Source organism: Tepidibacillus decaturensis (assembly GCF_001561915.1).
GTDB classification, from domain to species: Bacteria; Bacillota; Bacilli; order Tepidibacillales; family Tepidibacillaceae; genus Tepidibacillus_B; species Tepidibacillus_B infernus.
Genome location: NZ_LSKU01000001.1, coordinates 618,270 through 638,180, shown reverse-complemented (window position 1 = coordinate 638,180; position 19,911 = coordinate 618,270). Strand labels below are relative to the sequence as shown.

Here is a 19,911-nt window from a genome sequence, read left to right as displayed (position 1 = left end):
CAAGAAAAACCCAACAATTCTTTGTTGGGCTTTCCTATCCTTATTATACTATTAATACGTGACTAAGGAGAAAACGTCAACACCCGGTAGTTTTTCCCTTCCATTTAAATAACTTAATTCAATAAAAAAGGCTGCTCCAACGACTTCTCCGCCTAATTGTTCGATTAATTTAATGGTAGTTGCAATAGTACCTCCAGTTGCTAATAAATCGTCTGCAATCAATACTTTTTGTCCAGGTTGAATCGCATCCTTGTGAACAGCTAGTGCATCCTTCCCATATTCTAAATCATAGGTAGCCTGAATGGTTTCAGCAGGTAATTTACCAGATTTACGAATAGGTACAAAACCAACACCTAAAGCATAGGCTAATGGGGTTCCTACCACAAATCCTCTTGCTTCTGGACCCGCGATTAAATCAATTTCCCTTTTTCTTGCAAATTCAGCTAATTGATCAATGGCCGCTTGATAGGCTTCCCCATCTTTTAATAGGGTTGTTATATCTTTGAAGCTAATTCCTTCCTGTGGAAAATCTGGAATAACCCTAATTAACTTTTTAAAATTCACGATGACTCCTCCTAAATATTTTCTATTGATCCTCTAGATTAACAAACCATTTTCCAAGCTGTTCGGATGTAGAATATAAGAATAATTGCTTTACTTCTTCAAACTCTAGATAACTTCGATATAAGTCAGACTGAGTTAATTCTTTTCTTTCCGGATTTGGATTGAAATGAATCTGTTCACCCTTTACTATTATAAAACCTAATTCGCTAAAAACATCAAGAACAAATTGAAATATTTCTGAACTAATTCCTAAATTGTTAAAATAATGTTCGGCTTTGAATCGATTTTTTAATAACTCATTTTGCTTTAAGGTTGCAAAGATTTGTTTAAAAAGATTTCGGTCTAAAGCCTTAGAAAACAATTTATTATCATTATGTCCATAAATGCAATAAATTCTTTCAATCTTAGCATATTTTTTCAATATCTCTCTCATTACAGAAAGAGAAGGTGGCATGTGAACGAGCACCAGTGCAGTAGTCTTTGAATCAGCTACTTGATCCCAATTTTGGTATGAAATTTTGTTCATATCTTTAATAGAAATAAGATCATTTCCTAAATCTTCATCATAAAGTAAGATTATTTTATTGTTATCGATGGAAAGTTCTAAGAGTCTATCGGATAGGGATGAAGAATTTCGCCAATCAAATACTTGTAAATGAGGAATATTTACATCTCTTACAATGATTTGTGGTTTTTGCTCTTGATTCCATTCGTTGATCGATAATTCGCCAAGAAGCTGGATTTTTGAAAAATGGGCAATCTCTTTTTTCAAATCTCCCATGTGAAATGCTAAAGCATCTATAGTCTTCCCATCGCTCTTAACCTTCAGTTTTAGATGTTGTTTTTCTTTCCCAACAACTGTAATCTCAGTTACTTCACTTTGATCAATGACGATTTTTGGAGTAGGATTACCAATTCCGTATGGAGCTAATCGTTCTAATTGTTGTACCAATTGCAGATCAATATCCTCTATTTTACAGATCACATCCACTTTTTCAATTGGGATGAAATCCTCCTCTGTTAACCATTCGTTTGCTAATTGATGTAATCTAGTTCTTAATTGTGCTATATCTTTCTCATGGATAGATAACCCTGCCGCTGCTGGGTGTCCCCCAAAATGAGGTAATATATCCTTCACAGTCGTTAGGGCTTGGTAAATATTATAACCTTCAATACTTCGTGCTGACCCCTTAGCCATCTTGGTTTCAGGGTCAATACTTAAAACAATCGTAGGCCGGTAATATTTTTCTAAAATTCTTGAAGCCACTATCCCAATCACGCCCACGTTCCAACCTTCATTGGCCACCACGATCACTTGATATTGATCTAATTGAGATTGTTTAATCAATTGAAAGGCATCTTCCGTAATTTGCTCTACAATTCCCTGCCGTTCTTGGTTGATTTCATTTAATAATTGAGCCAATTCTGTTGCCTCTTCCGCTTTTTCGGAAATAAAAAGCCGTACTGCATGTCCTGCCGTATCTAAACGTCCACTAGCATTGATTCTTGGAGCAATGACGAAGCCAACATGACCAGCAGTGATTTCTTTTCCTGCTAATCCGGTTTCTTCCAACATCGCTTTAAGGCCAAAATGCATTGTTTCTCGCATCTGCTTTAAACCAAGACTTGCTATAATTCGATTTTCATCATAAAGAGGAACGAGATCAGCAATGGTTCCAATAGCAGCGATATCAATCAATTCTGTTGGAACACGCCCCAACAAAGCATGTGCTAATTTAAACGCAACTCCTACACCTGATAAATATTTAAAAGGGTATGTATCATTTGGCTTTTTAGGGTTAATCACAGCATATGCATCAGGTAATACCGGTGGAGGCTCATGATGGTCAGTGATAATCAAAGCAATCCCTTTTTCTTTGGCAAATGCCGCTTCTTCTATCGCACTTATTCCCGTATCTACTGTAATCACAACCGCAAAACCCTGTTTTTCTGCTTGACTTAACGCCTCTTTATTTAAACCATAGCCCTCTGTAAATCGATTTGGAATATAATATGCAAAATTTGCTTTTAAGGTTTTTAAGGTCTTATAAAGCAAGCTTGTACTTGTGACCCCATCTGCATCATAGTCACCATAAATCAAAATTTTTTCATTCTTTAAAATGGCTGAGTGAATACGATCGACCGCTTTTTTCATTCCATCAAGTAAATAGGGATCATACAGTCCTGCTAAATCCGGCTGTAGAAATTGCATGGCATGTTTTTCGTCGATACCTCTAATCGCTAATAACTGGGCGACTTTTTCGTTTATACCACAAGTCATCGCGATGCTTTTTACAACTTCTGTATCTGCATATTGAATTTGCCAACGCTTTTTAGGTTTAAGCATATTTCCACCCCTTCTAAGACGAATTTCATTATAATTGAAAAATAATGGTGGGGCAATGAAATATTGTATAAGAAAAAACCGCGGCTTTTACCGCGGTAACTCTTATGCTTCAGTTTGAGGAACTAATCGTTTCTTATTTAAATCTCTTGCTTTCCACACTACCCAAATTTGGGACGCAATAAAGATCGAAGAATACGTACCACTTAATAAGCCCATGAGTAAGGCAAATGAGAAGTTTTTAATGCCAGTACCACCAAAGATATATAATGCTAAAGCTGTAATGAAAACAGTAAGTACTGTATTGATTGAACGAGTCAATGTTTGATTGATCGCTGTATTTACAACATCAGCGATATCCTCAAATCTCTTAATCTTAGCATTTTTCAAGTTCTCTCTGATTCGGTCAAAAATAACAATGGTATCGTTGATCGAATAGCCTACAATAGTTAAGATCGCAGCAATAAAGGTTAAATCAACTTCAATTCTTAAAATGGAGAACATTAAAATCGTAAAGAAAGCATCATGTAATAAAGCGATAATGGCAGCAATCGCAAAACGATATTCAAAACGAATTGAAACATATAGAATAATTCCGATTGAAGCTAACAGAACAGAATACATCGCTTTTTTCGCTAGTTCACGACCCACAGTTGGATTTACGGTACTTTCTTGAATATCCACCTGTGAACCGTATTTTGAACGAAATACCTCTTTTATCACAGGTAATGCTTTAGAATCGATTGTTTGGTCAAAACGAGCTATCGCCATTTCATTTTGATCTCCTGCAGTTCTGATTACACTAGGAGTCAAATTGATGTCTTTGATTCCTTGTTGTTTTGCTTTATATTCCGCTTCTTTAAAAAGATTTCTTACATCTTTTTCAACAAAAGTCTTACCAATATTCACATCTAAACGGGATCCACTCTTAAAATCAATGCCTAAATTTAATCCAAAAACAACTAAGGATAAAAGACCTAGGATCAATATAGATGCAGAGATAATAAAAAACTTCTTCCTATTCCCAACGAAATCAATATTAAAGTTCACTTATCTCTTCCTCCTTTACACCATAAAACCAGGTTTTATTGACAAGGTTGGATCTTACGAAGAGATTAAGCAATAATCTTGATCCATACACAGCAGTCAACATACTAACAAGGATACTTACAATCAATGTCACTGCAAAACCTTGAATTGGTCCACTTCCAAAATAAAATAAAACAATAGCCGCAATAATTGTTGTGATATTCGCATCTAAAATCGTAGCAAAAGAACGATGTGAACCGGCACGAAGTGCAGACAATAAGCTTTTTCCACTTCTTAATTCTTCTTTGATCCGTTCATATGTAATGATATTGGCATCAACCGCCATACCGACACCTAGAACCAAGGCAGCAATACCTGGCAGTGTTAACGTAACATGCATTTGCCAGAACAATACTAGGATCAGATAGACGTATACAATCAAGGAAAAACTAGCGATAATACCAGGAATTCGGTAATAGAAAATCATAAAGAGCAATACCAGAATAGAACCAATGATCCCGGCCTTTACAGCTAATTGTAAAGCTTTCATTCCTAAACTTGCACCCACACTTTGAGATTGAATCTCTTTCAACTCTAAAGGAAGAGCTCCGGCATTTAATAAATCAGCCAACTGCTGTGCTTCTTCTACTGTTCTTTGTCCGGTAATGGTTGCTATTCCATTTGAAATCACAGATTGAACGGTCGGATTGGTGATCATATCCTCATCAAGGAAAATACCAATCGGTTTGCCAATATATTCAGATGTAATTTTTGCAAACTTATCTGCATCTTTTAATTTTAATTCTACAATGGCTTGTCCATATTTGTTGACATCCACTTTTGAACCACCTGGAACTAAATCATTCCCATCCATCAATATTTCATTATTTTCATTTCTAAAGGTTAATTTAGCAGGTTTACCTAATAAATTACGGGCTTTATCTTGGTCAGTGACCCCTGCTAATTTAACACGAATTCGATCATTACCCTCAATATCAATCTCAGGTTCAGTTACACCAAGCACATTGATTCTTCGTTCAATGGCAGAAACCGTATCTTTTAAAGCTTTATTAGTCACTTCTTGTCCATCTAAAGCCTTTGCTTGATATAATACTTCAAATCCACCTTGAAGGTCTAAGCCTAAGGTAATGTTTTTTAATACGTTCCCAGTAGTGAAGATCATTGTTAGGGAAAGTGCTGCAATGATGATAATAAGTCCGACTAGTTTACTCCAACGAACCATGAACAGTTGTCCTCCTTTTTTGCTCAATAAAAACATTATAATTCTTTCAAGAAAAGGGTGCAAGAAAACATAAATTAACCTACAAAAATATACAAAATTAAAAAGCATCCAAAGATGCCTTTATATAAAGACTAATTTATATTTAATCCTTTATAAGCATTTAACGTCATCCAATTCATAAAAGTAGTCACTTTCAACGATAAAATATCATTTACCAATTGATGGATAGGGGGTAATTCCCCGTTGTACTTCTCTGAAATACAATCCCATACCTCTTTACCTGTCACATGTTCATAGCCCATTAAAGCAAATTCTTCTGCTTTGCATTTGCACAATTGTTCTATTTGCTGATTTAGTTCATGCATCTCCAATTTTCTTCACCACACTTCCAATTCTTTCACTCTCATTATACGATATGTTCAGAGAATTGTCCTACTATATTCTTTCTAGCTCAATAAAAGGTTGCTTGCAATTCCCATGATAAAACCAGCAAATACAACACCAAGAGCAATGGCCGGAAAAGCATAAGAAATCTTAACTCTTAAAAAAGTGGCAAGTAATGCGGCAGACCAAGCACCAGTCGTTGGTAGTGGTATGGCAGTAAAAATGAACAAGCCAAAAGCACCATAGCGATCTAGATTATTTTTCCCTTTTCTTAGGGTACGCCGATAACTCCATTGATACATTCTTCGATACCAGTTAAAACGCATAAAAATCCGACTAATAGGCTCAAACAAAATCAAGAGGGGAAGAATTGGTATCATATTGCCAAGCACACTTAATAAGAATACCTCCCAAAAGGGTAATCCTAGGCTAATCCCAATTGGTATCGAGCCTCGTAACTCAATAAAAGGTAACATACTAATAAAAAGGATATAAAGTTCTGTTTTCATCGCCATCTCCTTCATATAGAAGTCATGAGTCCATCTTTTTGGACATATATCATTATAGACAAGAAATAGACATAGAAAGAAGGGAAAGAGATGAAGAAACAAAACTTTGTGAAAGGAACGATGATCCTAGTTGTAGGTGGACTTATTACCCGTGCACTTGGTACCATCTATCGAATCTTTTTATCACGAATGATTGGCCCTGAAGCAATTGGCCTATATCAAATGTCCTTTCCCACACTTATTATGATGATCACGATTGTCACAGCAGGTCTACCGATTGCGGTATCCAAAATAGTTGCTGAAGCTGAGGCTGAAAAAGATTTAGCAAAGGTAAAAAAAGTTCTTCATATCGCCCTTTCTCTAGTGATTCTTATTTCTTTGATTGTCTCATTCTTATTTTATTTGCTAATCCCTTTAATTTCAAAATATTTTTTAACGGATGAGAGAGTTTATTATACTTTAATTATAATAATTCCTATTATACCAATCATCTCTGTTTCATCTGTATTAAGAGGTTATTTTCAAGGAAAACAAAATATGATTCCTTCTGCAATGTCCACCATTATCGAAACGATCTTTAGAATGATTTTTGGGATGATCTTTTCTTTAATCGGATTAGAAAAAGGAGTAGAGTATGCTTCAGCTGGAGCAATGATTGGTATGGTGATTGGGGAAATGGCTGGATTTCTTACCTTGCTCATTCAATACCAATTTCATAAAAACGAATATAGGCCTGTTCAAAAACAGAAATTACGACCCTTATTGAATCAAAACGAAAATATTTATCACAAAATCAATCGTATTGCTCTGCCTGTTACTACTAGTCAGGTAATCGGTTCTCTTGCCTATTTTATTGAGCCAAGCATTGTTTCACATAGTTTAGCAATTGCAGGAATCTCAACAGCAATGGCTACTGCTTTATATGGGCAATTAGCAGGTATGGCCTTACTTGTCCTATTTTTCCCAACCGTAATCACTTATTCTTTATCTCTTTCCCTTATTCCAGCGATTAGTGAAGCAGCTGCGAGAAAAGAAATGTCTTTGGTTTATAAACGGTTGCACCAAGCTCTCAATATTGCATATATGATTGGTTTGCCTGCTTCTGTTGTGATGTTTATTATGGCAGATCCGTTAGCAAATCTTTTATTTGCAACCCCACAGGTTGGCCATTTAATGAAAATAATGGCACCTTTTGCCATCTTCTTATATATTCAACGCCCCTTAGCAGCTACGTTACAGGGATTAGATCAGGCAAAAGAGTCGATGAAGAACTCGATTATTGGAGCAATTGCCAAAACGATTGCAATTTTTGTGTTAGCCTCAAATCCTCGTTTTGGGATTGATGGGGTTGCTATGGCGATCAATTTAGGGATGATGCTTGTCACAGTTCTTCATTTCCGCTGTATTGTTCATTTGATTGGCTATACCATTAAATTAAAGCCGATATTAACGATTGGCCTATCCTCCTTAGCTATGGGTTATATTTCTTATTTAATCCTGTCCTACGCTAAATTCCCGTTTCCTTTAGGGATTCGTATGATTTTATCACTTGTTTTAAGCCTGATCGCTTATCTTTATCTATTACTGTTATTCAAGGTAATAAAAAAACAGGATATCGCCCGTATTCCATGGATTGGCCCTGGAATCGCTCGTATCCTGCCTTAATTCTTCTGATCCTTTAAGTCAATAAATAATTTACCTGTATGGTCAACGGTGGCAAAAAAGACCTGAGAAATATCTTTGATACCATGTTTACGAATTTCTTTCTTTAACCAATTGATATCCTTATTAATTTTTCCCAAATTGGTCTTAATCGCTTTTCCATCCTCGATAATAGCTAGAGGAAGTCCGTAGTAATCTTGACCTGAGATATTCAGGTCTTCTTTTGTTACTGGCAATTGACTTGGTTTAGGAAAAACGGTTAATTTCCCCGATGGCTCTAAAATGGCAAATTCCACATCTGCCACATTATTGATATTTTTCTCTCTTAGTTGAATCAGGAGATCATCCATGGAATAACGCTGTTTCGCCATTTCTTTATCTCTAATTTTTCCATTCGCTATCAAAACGGATGGTTCCCCTTCAACCAAATCTCTTACTCTTTTACTTTTTAACGAAATATAAGATAGGAAAACTTGGGTTACCATTAGTGCAAGAATTGGCAATATTCCCTTTAATATAGAACTATTTGTATCTTCGATCACCAAAACCGCGATATCAGCCATCATAATATAAACGACGACATCAAAGATTGAGAGCTTTCCTATTTCTCTTTTTCCCATCAATCTCAAAACAACTAATACAAAAAAATACATAAAGAGCGTTCGAAATAGGGAAGTAAAGATTGTCATTTGCTACTCCTTCTTATCCTGAGTTTCAAATTTTAGTCTTTACCAACTATCCGATAATTATTACACCCTCACAACCATTTTCTCTTTTTAAATGCATACAACATGGTTACAGCTAAAAAGATCATTCCTAAAACAATAACCACGATCGAGAGTGGATGTTCTTCATAAGGAATCTTTACATTCATTCCAAATATTCCTGTAATAAAAGTTAATGGCATCATAATGGTAGAAATAATCGTTAGCACCCTCATGATCTCCGTCGTTTTGGCACTTACAATAGAATAATACGTATCTAACGCACTATTCACCAAATCTCGATACGTTTCAGTGCTATCGACGATTCGTTCAAGGTGGTCAATTAAATCTATAAAGTACGGGATATTCTCTTCATTCACTTCAAATGTCCATAACCCATTAAGATGAGCAAAAATTCTTTTTTGTGGCATAATCACTTTTCTGATTAAAATAATAGACCGTTTTAACGCCATAAATTCTTCTGTGATTTCTTCCATTCGATGTTCATACATTTCATCTTCTAATTCATCAATTCTAACACGAATTCGGTCAAGGATAGGAAAATATTCATCTGTAATTCCATCTACAATGGCATATAGCAAATAATCTGGCCCTTTGCTCATATAATCTGAATGATTTAAACTTCTAGCCGCTACTTTACCAATCGGATTTAATGGATTCTTATGAATGGTTACCACATAGTTATCTCCTAAAAAAACATTCAGTTCTAAGGTGGAAATTTCATCATCACTATCTTCATTATATTTTAATGCATGGAAGACGAAAAAAAGTAATCGTCATAGCGGTCAACTTTGGCCCTGGGGCTAATCTGCAAACAATCCTCAATCGCTAAAGGGTGGAATTGGAACAGTTTTCCGATATAGGTAAGCTCTTCAGCTTTCACATCATACAAATCAATCCATAATAAATTCTCAGCAGATTGTAAATAACGATTCAACTGAGTTAAATCAATATCGTGATACATTTTTTGTTCGTTACGATGATAATAATATGTCTTAATCATTAGATAATCCCCCTTTAAGACCACTGAAATATTATACTAAAGAACCCAACATAATGCTAGAATTCCCAGCATAATATTTACAAACTAATAAAAATGGGAGGGGTCAGGATGAAATTAAATCCAATGACAAACATAACACCTAAAATAACCAATCCAATCTTAAGCGGGCTTGTTTACACTTACGCTATTGTGATCATCGCTTCTTTATTTTGGGCATTGCTTCTTTATTTTACTTCTCTATCTGATACGAATCTATCACTTTTTAGTTATACAATTACTGCCATCAGTTTATTATTTGGCGGGTTTGTCTCTGGAAAAAGGGCAGGTTCAAGAGGATGGTATTATGGAGGGATTACTGGAGCAATTTATGGTTTGATCTTAGCCATTATTGGTTTCTTAGGTTTCGATGCAAGCTTCAATCTTAGAAACCTTGTTTTAATCATTTTAGCTTTCTTGTTTGGAGCACTTGGTGGTATTTTTGGCGTAAATAGTAAAAAATAGTTTAGGGTAACTGTGGGAAATTTTGAAATGAAACATAGAATACTATATCTCCACTAGGGTTTATGGTACAATTAAAAAAGTTGCCAAAGTTGAGTACTAGCCAAAGCGGCAGTTGAGTTCTTCTTTCAGGGGGGATTCTATGTTTCAATCGATGAATACCATCATTCTAACCGTTGCGATTTTAGTCATCATAATTTCATCGGTTCTATTACAAAAAAATCCGTACCGAACACTTAAAGATATGTTTGTGAAACTTTTTTCTGATAAAAAATACCTACTTCATTTTTTGGCCTTATTTCTTATTCTCTATTTCAACAAAATCGAGCAAAAAATAGAGAAAGATTTAGTTGTGCCAGATTTTACACCAATGATACATCAGTGGGAAGGTAATATTGTTTATTTTATTCAGCAGTGGTTTATGAATGATTCGTTAACTTATCTACTTACCTTTTTCTATGTCATCATCTTTCCAACAATGATGGTTACTTCTTTTATTGTTTATTCAAATCGTGATGATGACAGATCGTTTTATTCACTCATTTATGCAATGATGTTAAACTATATCATCGCTATCCCGTTTTATCTCTTTTTCCCAGTCTATGAAGTATGGTATTATGATCCACACGTTCAGTTTTTGATTCCAAAAGTATATCCTAACTTTGAGATCGAATATCGAGCTCTTTCAGGTCTCGATAACAATTTTCCAAGCTTACACACTTCGATTTCTGTCACGATTGCTTTAATTGCTTTGCGTTCAAAAAGTAAATGGCTTGGTAAGATTACCATGTTCAGTGCGGGAGTAATTATTTTCTCTATCTTTTATTTAGGGATTCACTGGTTATCTGATATGACAGCTGGTATTTTATTAGGAATGATCGCTAGTCAAACTGGCTATATTCTTAGTGATAACCTTTCTACCAACAAACAGTTAAGACTTAGCTCTTCGCGAAGATAAAGAAAGAAATCTATAAAAGTGCCCCAATGTGATGCTAAAAAAGAGATAGACTCTGGATACCAGATCTATCTCTTTTTATGTATTTTTGTCTATTTCTTATTTTCTTCTTTGTTATCTTCAACTACACCATTGATTGCATTACGATCAAATGTTAATTTAGTGCTTTCATTTACGCGAAGGGTAACCTTATCGTCAGTTAAGTCAATGATCGTACCATATAAACCTCCAATGGTAATCACCTTATCGTTTTTCTTTAAGTTAGAAAGCATTACATTTCTTTGTTTTGTTCGCTTTTGTTGTGGGCGAATCAACAAGAAATAAAAAATAACAAACATTAGAATCAATGGTAATATAGTAGCTAATAAGCTACCTTGGGCTGCTGTCTCTTGAGCCAAATTCATGAATTTTCCCTCCTTTCCTTAGAGTATAGCATACCATAAAGTTTAGAATGAGCGTAACTCATTTATTCCATATTGTTCAAAAAATTCCTCTTTAAACTCTAAAAGCCGATCTTCCATAATAGCCTCACGAATTTTTTTCATTAGTTCCAATAAAAAGTATAAATTATGATATGAAGTAAGTCTTAATCCAAAAATCTCATCTGCTTTTAAAAGGTGTCTAACGTATGCTCTTGAATAATTTTGACAGGTATAACAACCACAAACTGGATCAATTGGCCCAAAATCCCTCGCATACTTAGCATTACGTACAACAAGTCTTCCTTGACTGGTCATCGTTGTTCCATTTCTGGCAATTCTTGTAGGTAAGACACAGTCAAACATATCAATCCCTCGAATAACCCCTTCAAATAAGGATTCAGGATCGCCAACCCCCATCAGGTAACGAGGTTTATTCTCTGGTAGTAAAGAAGTGGTATATTCCAATACCTCATACATCATATCCTTTGGTTCCCCTACACTTAACCCACCAACAGCATATCCGGGAAAATCTAAAGAAGTAATCTCTTTGGCACTCTGTTCACGTAAATCTTTATACATACCACCTTGAACAATACCAAATAATGCTTGATCATTTGGCCGTTGATGCGCCTTTAGGGAACGCTCTGCCCAACGAGTGGTTCTTTCCAATGATTGCTTGAAATATTCCCGTTCCGCTGGATATGGTGGACACTCATCAAAGGCCATCATAATGTCTGAGCCAAGCGCATTTTGTATTTTAATCGAAGTTTCTGGCCCGATAAAGAGTTTTTCCCCACTTAAATGATTGCGAAAATGAACCCCTTCTTCAGTAATGTTACGGAGGTCACTTAAACTAAAGACCTGGAATCCACCACTATCGGTTAAAATTGGCCGATCCCAATTCATAAAAGAATGAAGACCCCCAGCTTCTTTTACTATCTCGTGTCCAGGGCGCAAAAACAAATGATAAGTGTTGCTCAAAATGATTTGAGCATTCATCTCTTTTAACTCTTCCGGGCTCATCGCTTTTACAGTCGCTTGTGTTCCTACAGGCATAAAGATTGGTGTCTCTATTACGCCATGAGGTGTATGTAAACGCCCTAAACGTGCCCCTGTTTTTTATCTTTTTTGATCAATTCATAGCGAACTGCCGACATGATATCTCTCCTTGTATTCAATAAATAAACATGGCATCGCCGAAACTAAAAAAGCGGTAATGGTGTTGAATTGCCTCACGGTAGGCTTTCATCACCTGCTCCCTTCCGGCTAAAGCACTAACCAACATGATTAACGAAGACTTGGGCAAATGAAAATTCGTAATCATCGCATCAATTGCTTTAAATTGATAACCTGGATAAATAAAAATATCTGTCCAACCCTGTTTTGCAATGAATCGTCTTGATTCTTGGTCTATCACGGTTTCTAGTGTACGTACCGAGGTTGTGCCGACAGCGATGATTCTTCGTCCATCTGACTTAGCTTGATTTAATTTTTCCGCTACCTCTTCTGATAAAGAATAGAATTCTGAATGCATATGATGTTCTTCAATATTCTGAGCTTGTACTGGACGGAAGGTTCCTAAACCAACATGTAAAGTAATATAAAGGATTTCAATCCCTTTTTCTTTGATTTGTTCTAACAATTCCTTTGTAAAATGCAAGCCTGCTGTTGGAGCTGCTGCAGAACCTAAATTTTTGGCATATACCGTCTGATAGCGATCCTTATCCTCTAATTGTTCTTTAATATAGGGAGGAAGCGGCATTTGGCCAAGTTGGTCTAGGATTTCATTAAAAACCCCTTGGTATTGAAAACGGATGATTCTTCCCCCTACCTCTGTCATATCCTCAACGATTCCCGTTAATAAGCCATCGCCAAAGATAATCTGATGACCAACCCGTAACTTTTTTCCAGGTTTAACAAGGGTTTCCCAACGGTCATTCTCTAGCTGTTTTAATAAGAGAACCTCGATTTTAGCCCCAGTCTCCTTTTTTATGCCAAACAAACGAGCAGGGAGTACTTTAGTATCGTTAAGCACCAATGTATCCCCCGGTTGTAAATAGTCCACAATATCTTTGAAATGATGATGCCTAATCTCCCCTGTTTTTCGATTCAAAGTAAGCATCTTAGATTCTGCTCGATTCTTTAGTGGGGTTTGGGCAATCAGCTCTTCTGGCAAGTAAAAGTCAAATAATTCAATATTCATTATTCAAGTTCATCCTTTATCTATGATCCACATTATGTACTAGTATTTCAAACTGGATTGGTATATATACCCAAGCTATTCAACGGTATCTACTATAGCAATCCTTGTTGTTTTTGACAACACCATTCTTACATTTTGCTTCTTCTTACCCTCTTGCATAGATAAAACTAACATAATATAATCATAAATAAGCACAAACAAAAACAAACAGTCATATTTTTAATGTAAAACGCTTGCAAGTATTCATAAACAGTCATATTAATGTTGAAAGGAGGGAGCTATTTTCTTGTTTAGTGAAGAACGAAAAACCAAGATATTAGAATATGTGCAAAAATACGCTAGAGCCTCTGTTCCAGAATTAGCCGAACTTTTTCAAGTATCAGAGTCGACGGTACGTAGGGACCTTAAAGAACTAGAGGATGAAAAGCTAATCAAAAGAACTCATGGTGGTGCAATTCCAATTGAAGGGGTCAATTTTGAACCTACCTTTCAAGAAAAAGAAGATCGTTATAGTAAGGAAAAAGAAATGATTGCTAAAAAGGCTACTGATTTCATTGAAGAAGGAGATACGATCTTACTTGATTCAGGCACAACCATCTATTATTTGGTTAAAGAATTAAAAAGATTTAACAGATTGACTGTTGTTACGAATTCCCTTGTTTTCGCGCAAGAACTGCAAGATATAAAAGGAATTGAAGTAATCATCATTGGTGGCTCTTTAAGAAAAGAAACTTTAGCATTAGTTGGGCCTTTTGCAGAACAATCCTTAAGTATGATTAAAGTGGATAAGGCCTTTATCGCAACAAATGGAATCGATCTAAAAGAAGGAATTACAACTCCAAATTTACTTGAAGCCGCTACTAAAAGAAGGATGATTCAATCAGCAAAACAAGTGATACTACTTACAGATCATAGTAAAATTGGAAAGGTTGCCTTTGCAAAGGTTGCAGACCTTCAGGAAATCGATAAATATGTGATCGATGATGGAATTTCTGAAAGCGTCGTCAAGCAATTAAATGATCTGGGAGTCGATCTCTATCTTGTATCATCATAGGAGGGAAATCATGAATCAAACCATTATTACAGTCACCTTAAATCCCGCCTTAGATAAAACGATTACCCTCGATCAACTTGAGATTGGAGGCTTAAATCGAACAAAGGAAATACGTATCGATCCTGGTGGGAAAGGAATTAACGCGGCAAAGGTCTTAAAAACTTTTCATGTAGATGTATTAGCAACAGGTTTTATTGCTGGCCAAACGGGAAAACAACTAATCGGGCAACTAAATCAATTAGCAATCCCTAACCACTTTGTAGAGGTAAATGGTGAAACCAGAACCAATTTAAAAATCGTAGACGAAGATGCAAATGTGACAACAGAAATCAATGAACCTGGATTTAGCATATCTAATCAAGAAATAGAGCTTTTTAAACAGCAATTGTCTGAAAGAATCACCCCTCATTCTGTTGTTGTTTTTGGCGGAAGCCTACCAGTCAATGCTCCTACATCTATTTATCAAGAACTTATAGATATGGCCAATAAAAAAGGAGCGAAAACGATTTTAGATGCGGATGGACCTGCCTTACAAGAAGGGATCAAAGCGAAACCGTTTGCGATCAAACCAAATCTTTATGAATTAGAACAATTATTAGGTCAGACATTAGATCACCAGCAAAAGATACTTTCAGCAGGAAAGGAAATCATTGAATCAGGTATTTCATTGGTGATGATTTCAATGGGTGAACAGGGTGCAATTATTTTAAATGCAAAAGAAGCCTTTCATATTACCCCATTTTCAATTACACCGAAAAGCACTGTTGGTGCCGGTGACTCAATGGTTGCTACCCTTGCATATTCACTGTTGCAAAATAAAAGTTTAGAGGAAACCGGTTTACTAGCCACAACTGCTGGAACGATTACTGCATCTAAAGAAGGTACACAGGTTTGTACTTTGGAGGAAATACTCCAATCCATCAATCGAAGTAAATCGTTTAATTTAAATAAAATGATTAAAAATTAAAAGGAGGATTTATATGTCTAAGAAAATTCTAGCAGTAACAGCTTGTCCAACAGGTATTGCCCATACCTATATGGCAGCTGAAAGTTTGCAAAAAGCAGCAAAAGAAAAAGGTCTGGATTTTAAAGTAGAAACGAGAGGCGCAGTTGGTGTTGAAAATGGTTTAACTGAACAAGAAATTGCTGAAGCACATGCTGTTATTCTCGCAGCCGATACGGATGTAGATGAAGCACGATTTGAAGGAAAAAATGTGATTAAAGTAGGTGTGGCTGAAGCGATTAAAAATCCTAACAGCCTAATTGAGAAAGCGTTGTCACTACAACCTACGAACAAAACCAGTTATACTGAGAAGGTACAACAAATAAAAGCGGAGAGAAGTTCTCAACGTACTGGAGCATATAAACACCTAATGAATGGCGTATCTTATATGATTCCACTTGTTGTTGCCGGAGGACTTCTGATAGCTATCTCATTTATCTTCGGTATTAAAGCATTTGATCCTAACGATCCTGCTTATAATCCAATCGCTAAAGCGTTGATGGATATCGGTGGAGGCTCTGCCTTTGCTCTAATGGTTCCTGTCCTTGCCGGATTCATTGCATTTTCCATTGCGGATAAACCTGGTTTAACTCCTGGACTTATTGGTGGTATGTTAGCTAGCAAAATTGGTTCTGGATTTTTAGGTGGTATTGTTGCTGGTTTTCTAGCCGGTTATGTGGCTAAGTGGTTAAAAGACTCTATTAAGTTGCCTAAAAACTTTGCAGGTCTTATCCCAATCTTAATTATTCCTTTCCTTTCTACTTTAATTGTTGGATTATTGATGGTATTTGTTATCGGAACACCAGTAAAGACTGTGATGGATGGCTTGACCAATTGGCTTACAGGATTAAGTGGTACGAATAGAATATTTCTTGGTTTGATTTTAGGTGCAATGATGGCCTTTGATATGGGTGGTCCTCTAAATAAAGCTGCTTATACCTTTGCTGTTGGATTACTTGGAAGTAATGTTTTTGAACCAATGGCCGCAGTTATGGCTGCTGGAATGACTCCACCATTAGGTCTTTGGTTAGCTACACGTCTTGCACCAAAAAAATATACGGTTGAAGAAAGAGAAGCTGGAAAAGCTGCTGCTGTACTAGGAATCTCTTTTATCACAGAAGGTGCCATTCCATTTGCAGCCGCTGACCCATTACGTGTGATTCCATCTATTGTAGCTGGTTCAGCATTAACAGGAGCTTTATCCATGTTATTCGGAGCTACATTACGCGCACCACATGGAGGAATCTTCGTTCTACCTATTCCACATGCAGTTGGAAACCTTCTGATGTATACCGTTGCCATCATTGCAGGTACTGTGGTTACAGCGATTGTGGTTAATATACTAAAAAAAGCTAAAGAATAAGGAAAAGTTAAATAAGAACATAGAAACGACTTGGAGGTTAAGCAACATGAATTTATCTACCCTATTAAAGGAAGAAACGATTACGTTAAATCTACAAGCTACATCAAAAGAAGATAGTATCAAGAAAATGACGGAACTTATGAACAGTGCAGGCTTTCTATCTGACATTCAAACCTATACTGAGGCAGTTCTGAACCGTGAAAAGCAAGGCTCTACTGGAATTGGTTTTGGCGTGGCCATCCCTCATGGAAAATCAAATGGTGTTAAAAAGCCAGGTCTTGGCTTTGCCAGATTAGCTCAACCTATTGAGTGGGAATCCCTTGACGGAAATCCAGTAACGATGGTATTCCTTATCGCAGTCCCAGAAGAAAGTGAGGGAAATGAGCATTTACAAATCTTAGCTGCTATTTCTCGTAAACTGATTCACGAAGAGTTTAGAAATCAGTTGATGACAGCTAATACGCCAGAAGAAATTTTAAATATTTTAAACACAGCTGAATAAACAATGAGTTGATCATAAAAAAGACGTGCTGACCAATAAGGTTTTCACGTCTTTTTTATTTTTTATATTTAATTTGGTACTTTCTCACTGGTTATAATTTTTTGTAAGAGTTGCTCCTGGATAATAAAATTGAAGAATTTCTTGATAGGTTTTTCCATCTTTAGCCATTTGTCTTGCACCAATTTGGCTCATCCCTACCCCATGTCCATAACCATCCCCAGTAAAGGTATAGGCCGTTTGCTCTAATTTTGTCGCTTTTGTCGCCCCTAAAACCGAGATTGGCTTCCCGTTTCGGCCTAATTTTTGTGTATTTGATGTACTTTTTACATAGAGGTTGGATGGCTCCATTAACGTTACCTGTGTAGCTGATTGAACAAAGACTGGCGCAGTCGAACTTGAGATCGTGAACAGTTGGCTCTTTAAGGATAGAAGAGATCTTAAATAGTCTTTTGAGTCTTTATTCCTATCATTTTCATCAATCGAGGTATCATAGATACCATTTGTTCCAATAAATCTCAGATCTAGTACTCTGCCAGAAAGGGCTTTATTGATGATTTCTAAACTTTCTAAAGAGCCGATGTCTTTATTTTTGTTTCGAAGTCGATTTTCAATCTCTTCTTTTGTATAGGTCACTTGCCAATCATGATAAGCATTTCTTGAGTCGTAAAGCTCTGCATATTTCTTATCATAAGGGTCAACCTTTGATACTAAATATGGATAAGAACTACCCCAAACGTTTTCTGCTGATTCAGTATAACCCCCATTTGAAGCAGAATATTGTGCGGCAATGAGTGAATTGTTGTATGTGAGAACTTGTCCAGCTGTTTCGCCTACTGCTTGGTTAGAACGATCTCCCTCTCTAAACCCACGGCTGTAAACACCAGTATATGCTTGGTATCTTGTCGTATCATCAATCACTTGATTGGAATATTTCATGGCAAAGGTTCTTGCTGCGACTGCTTGGGCTTTTAAACTTTCTAATTCCCATGAAGGACTCATTTCAATCGGAACCACACCTTTTAAATAATCCTCAATATTCAATTCATTGATCATTTTAATCGTTGGTGTTGGAAGCGATGTTGGGTTACTCACAAGATCGATTCGAAACTCCATGATGTTCCGATATTGGTTGACATCGTATTTGATCCCTTGCCAATAGCGAACCACATCAACCAAAGGAAAAGACTCGCTATCCGTTGATGGAAGTGGTATTAAGCGAATCGTATCAAATGGATCGCTAATCGTTTCCCCTCTTTTTTTGATAAATAATTTATTGTTTTCCATCACCACATTATAATGAATCAATCCTTGATCATCTTTATCTTCTAATTCAAGGATCGTTCCTTCTACAAAGTATTTTCCTCTAAGAGCAAAACCTATCGTGTCTACAGGCATCTTTTGCTTCGTTGCATCGGTATTGGTGATTTCTACTCTTACAATTGGAATCTCTCCTACCTCTTCTCCACCACTAGCATAAGTGATAGGACTATTCATGAATAAGATAGGAAGGAATAAAACTAGGATAAGGAAAAAAGAGAATCGCTTCTTTTGCATATAAACCTCCTAAGCAATGATGTCATCGAATCTATCAATTTACCAATATAATAGATTCGATATAAGGGCTTAGAATCCTGCTTAGGTTTGTAGGTCGTGGGGCTTATTTTATTGCTTAAATATTTGATTGGAAAGATATTTTCTATTTAAGATAGTTATGAAGTTAAGTTACTGAATGAAGAAAGAGGGAATGGCTGATCATATGAAAAGGTATTGGGATCTTTAGTCGAGTCTAGTTACTGCATCAGATAACTTAATAGTTTCTCTAGCTGTATCCTCCTAGATAGTCTAAAAACTAACGGACAGGTTACCGGTATATGGGACTTGAACGGGTTTCAATTCCTCATAGGTAGTCTAAAAACCCCTGACACTAAGAAGATCTGCTCCATTTAATATGGCGTTTCAATTCCTCATAGGTAGTCTAAAAACCCAAAAAAATAATATTTCCTTGATCGTCAATTTTGGTTTCAATTCCTCATAGGTAGTCTAAAAACTTCTCAGCCTTCCACCCGAACCCAGTTACACACCGTCGTTTCAATTCCTCATAGGTAGTCTAAAAACCAGTTCAGCTTCAGCAAAGGAATTTTCCATTTGCTGTTTCAATTCCTCATAGGTAGTCTAAAAACGCGGACCTGCTCCCCGGTAGCATTTGTCAATGCTTGTTTCAATTCCTCATAGGTAGTCTAAAAACCTTTATTGATGGTTAAATCGATTGCATCGGGTGTTGGTTTCAATTCCTCATAGGTAGTCTAAAAACTTGGTATGTACTTCAATTCTCTCTCATCTATATTGTTGTTTCAATTCCTCATAGGTAGTCTAAAAACGAATAAGCGGTATAAGGTTGTTATTGAAAGGAGCTGATGTTTCAATTCCTCATAGGTAGTCTAAAAACTC

General features: G+C 36.3%; 17 protein-coding genes, 2 pseudogenes and 1 CRISPR repeat array (1 of these 20 cut by a window edge). Of the genes and pseudogenes, 7 read left to right on the top strand and 12 right to left on the bottom strand.

The genetic code is table 11. From position 1 onward, the window contains the following. Nucleotides 1-51: 51 nt before the first annotated feature. The 6 genes from U473_RS03000 to U473_RS02980 form a co-directional block, all read right to left on the bottom strand. A complete protein-coding gene (locus tag U473_RS03000) occupies nt 52-564 on the bottom strand; it encodes an adenine phosphoribosyltransferase (RefSeq protein ID WP_068723199.1) in 513 nt (170 codons plus the stop codon). Between the two features lie 22 nt (nt 565-586). After that, nucleotides 587-2,911 (bottom strand): single-stranded-DNA-specific exonuclease RecJ, encoded by a 2,325-nt coding sequence (gene recJ / locus U473_RS02995; RefSeq protein ID WP_068723194.1) that lies wholly within the window; start codon nt 2,909-2,911, stop codon nt 587-589. Nucleotides 2,912-3,013: 102 nt separating this feature from the next. After that, the gene (secF, locus tag U473_RS14130; protein ID WP_082732342.1) at nt 3,014-3,958 is read right to left on the bottom strand and encodes a protein translocase subunit SecF; all 945 of its coding nucleotides are present in this window, start codon (nt 3,956-3,958) and stop codon (nt 3,014-3,016) included. Beyond that, nucleotides 3,948-5,180, bottom strand: a complete 1,233-nt coding sequence (gene secD, locus U473_RS14125) for a protein translocase subunit SecD (RefSeq protein ID WP_082732341.1) — start codon at nt 5,178-5,180, stop codon at nt 3,948-3,950. The genes secF and secD overlap by 11 nt, the downstream gene beginning before the upstream one ends. Before the next feature lie 131 nt (nt 5,181-5,311). Further along, the gene (locus tag U473_RS02985) at nt 5,312-5,545 is read right to left on the bottom strand and encodes a post-transcriptional regulator (protein WP_068727414.1); all 234 of its coding nucleotides are present in this window, start codon (nt 5,543-5,545) and stop codon (nt 5,312-5,314) included. Nucleotides 5,546-5,626: 81 nt separating this feature from the next. After that, nucleotides 5,627-6,073, bottom strand: coding sequence for a COG2426 family protein (locus U473_RS02980; protein WP_161937272.1), 447 nt, complete (start codon nt 6,071-6,073; stop codon nt 5,627-5,629). 90 nt (nt 6,074-6,163) lie between these two features. On the opposite strand from U473_RS02980, the gene spoVB reads away from it, so the two are divergent. Further along, nucleotides 6,164-7,738: a stage V sporulation protein B gene (gene spoVB / locus U473_RS02975; protein ID WP_068723192.1), complete on the top strand. Its 1,575-nt coding sequence runs from the start codon at nt 6,164-6,166 to the stop codon at nt 7,736-7,738. On the opposite strand, the gene U473_RS02970 is transcribed toward spoVB, so the two are convergent. Both U473_RS02970 and corA read right to left on the bottom strand, forming a co-directional pair. Beyond that, nucleotides 7,735-8,424: a DUF421 domain-containing protein gene (locus U473_RS02970; protein ID WP_068723190.1), complete on the bottom strand. Its 690-nt coding sequence runs from the start codon at nt 8,422-8,424 to the stop codon at nt 7,735-7,737. The two genes, spoVB and U473_RS02970, sit on opposite strands and share 4 nt — an antisense overlap. 68 nt (nt 8,425-8,492) lie before the next feature. Beyond that, nucleotides 8,493-9,463, bottom strand: a pseudogene (gene corA / locus U473_RS02965) (magnesium/cobalt transporter CorA). A 108-nt stretch (nt 9,464-9,571) separates the two neighbouring features. Here corA and U473_RS02960 point away from each other — a divergent pair. Together U473_RS02960 and U473_RS02955 are read left to right on the top strand one after the other, a co-directional pair. Next, nucleotides 9,572-9,964, top strand: a complete 393-nt coding sequence (locus U473_RS02960; RefSeq protein WP_235589055.1) for a TIGR04086 family membrane protein — start codon at nt 9,572-9,574, stop codon at nt 9,962-9,964. 139 nt (nt 9,965-10,103) lie between these two features. Beyond that, nucleotides 10,104-10,919 carry a phosphatase PAP2 family protein gene (locus U473_RS02955; protein WP_068723188.1) on the top strand — a complete coding sequence of 272 codons (816 nt, stop codon included), beginning with the start codon at nt 10,104-10,106 and terminating at the stop codon, nt 10,917-10,919. Nucleotides 10,920-11,008: 89 nt separating this feature from the next. Here U473_RS02955 and yajC read toward each other — a convergent pair whose 3' ends face one another. From yajC to queA, 3 genes and pseudogenes are all read right to left on the bottom strand, one after another. Next, nucleotides 11,009-11,320, bottom strand: coding sequence for a preprotein translocase subunit YajC (yajC, locus tag U473_RS02950; RefSeq protein WP_068723185.1), 312 nt, complete (start codon nt 11,318-11,320; stop codon nt 11,009-11,011). A 42-nt stretch (nt 11,321-11,362) separates the two neighbouring features. After that, nucleotides 11,363-12,495 (bottom strand): annotated as a pseudogene (gene tgt / locus U473_RS02945) (tRNA guanosine(34) transglycosylase Tgt). A gap of 17 nt (nt 12,496-12,512) precedes the next feature. Further along, entirely contained in the window at nt 12,513-13,541 is a 1,029-nt protein-coding gene (gene queA / locus U473_RS02940) for a tRNA preQ1(34) S-adenosylmethionine ribosyltransferase-isomerase QueA (RefSeq protein WP_068723183.1), read from the bottom strand. A 286-nt stretch (nt 13,542-13,827) separates the two neighbouring features. Here queA and U473_RS02935 point away from each other — a divergent pair, with 286 nt between their 5' ends. The 4 genes from U473_RS02935 to U473_RS02920 are packed head-to-tail and all read left to right on the top strand — an operon-like array spanning nt 13,828 to nt 17,463. Further along, nucleotides 13,828-14,595: a DeoR/GlpR family DNA-binding transcription regulator gene (locus tag U473_RS02935; RefSeq protein ID WP_068723181.1), complete on the top strand. Its 768-nt coding sequence runs from the start codon at nt 13,828-13,830 to the stop codon at nt 14,593-14,595. 10 nt (nt 14,596-14,605) lie between these two features. Continuing rightward, nucleotides 14,606-15,562: a 1-phosphofructokinase gene (pfkB, locus tag U473_RS02930; protein ID WP_068723180.1), complete on the top strand. Its 957-nt coding sequence runs from the start codon at nt 14,606-14,608 to the stop codon at nt 15,560-15,562. Nucleotides 15,563-15,575: 13 nt separating this feature from the next. Beyond that, a complete protein-coding gene (locus U473_RS02925; protein ID WP_068723179.1) occupies nt 15,576-16,961 on the top strand; it encodes a PTS fructose transporter subunit IIC in 1,386 nt (461 codons plus the stop codon). Nucleotides 16,962-17,007: 46 nt separating this feature from the next. Beyond that, nucleotides 17,008-17,463, top strand: coding sequence for a PTS sugar transporter subunit IIA (locus U473_RS02920; RefSeq protein WP_068723178.1), 456 nt, complete (start codon nt 17,008-17,010; stop codon nt 17,461-17,463). An 84-nt stretch (nt 17,464-17,547) separates the two neighbouring features. On the opposite strand, the gene U473_RS02915 is transcribed toward U473_RS02920, so the two are convergent. Continuing rightward, nucleotides 17,548-19,017, bottom strand: a complete 1,470-nt coding sequence (locus tag U473_RS02915) for a SpoIID/LytB domain-containing protein (protein ID WP_068723177.1) — start codon at nt 19,015-19,017, stop codon at nt 17,548-17,550. 332 nt (nt 19,018-19,349) lie between these two features. Next, nucleotides 19,350-19,911: direct repeats of the CRISPR family, unit length 30 nt; unit sequence GTTTCAATTCCTCATAGGTAGTCTAAAAAC (it continues 2,115 nt past the right edge of the window).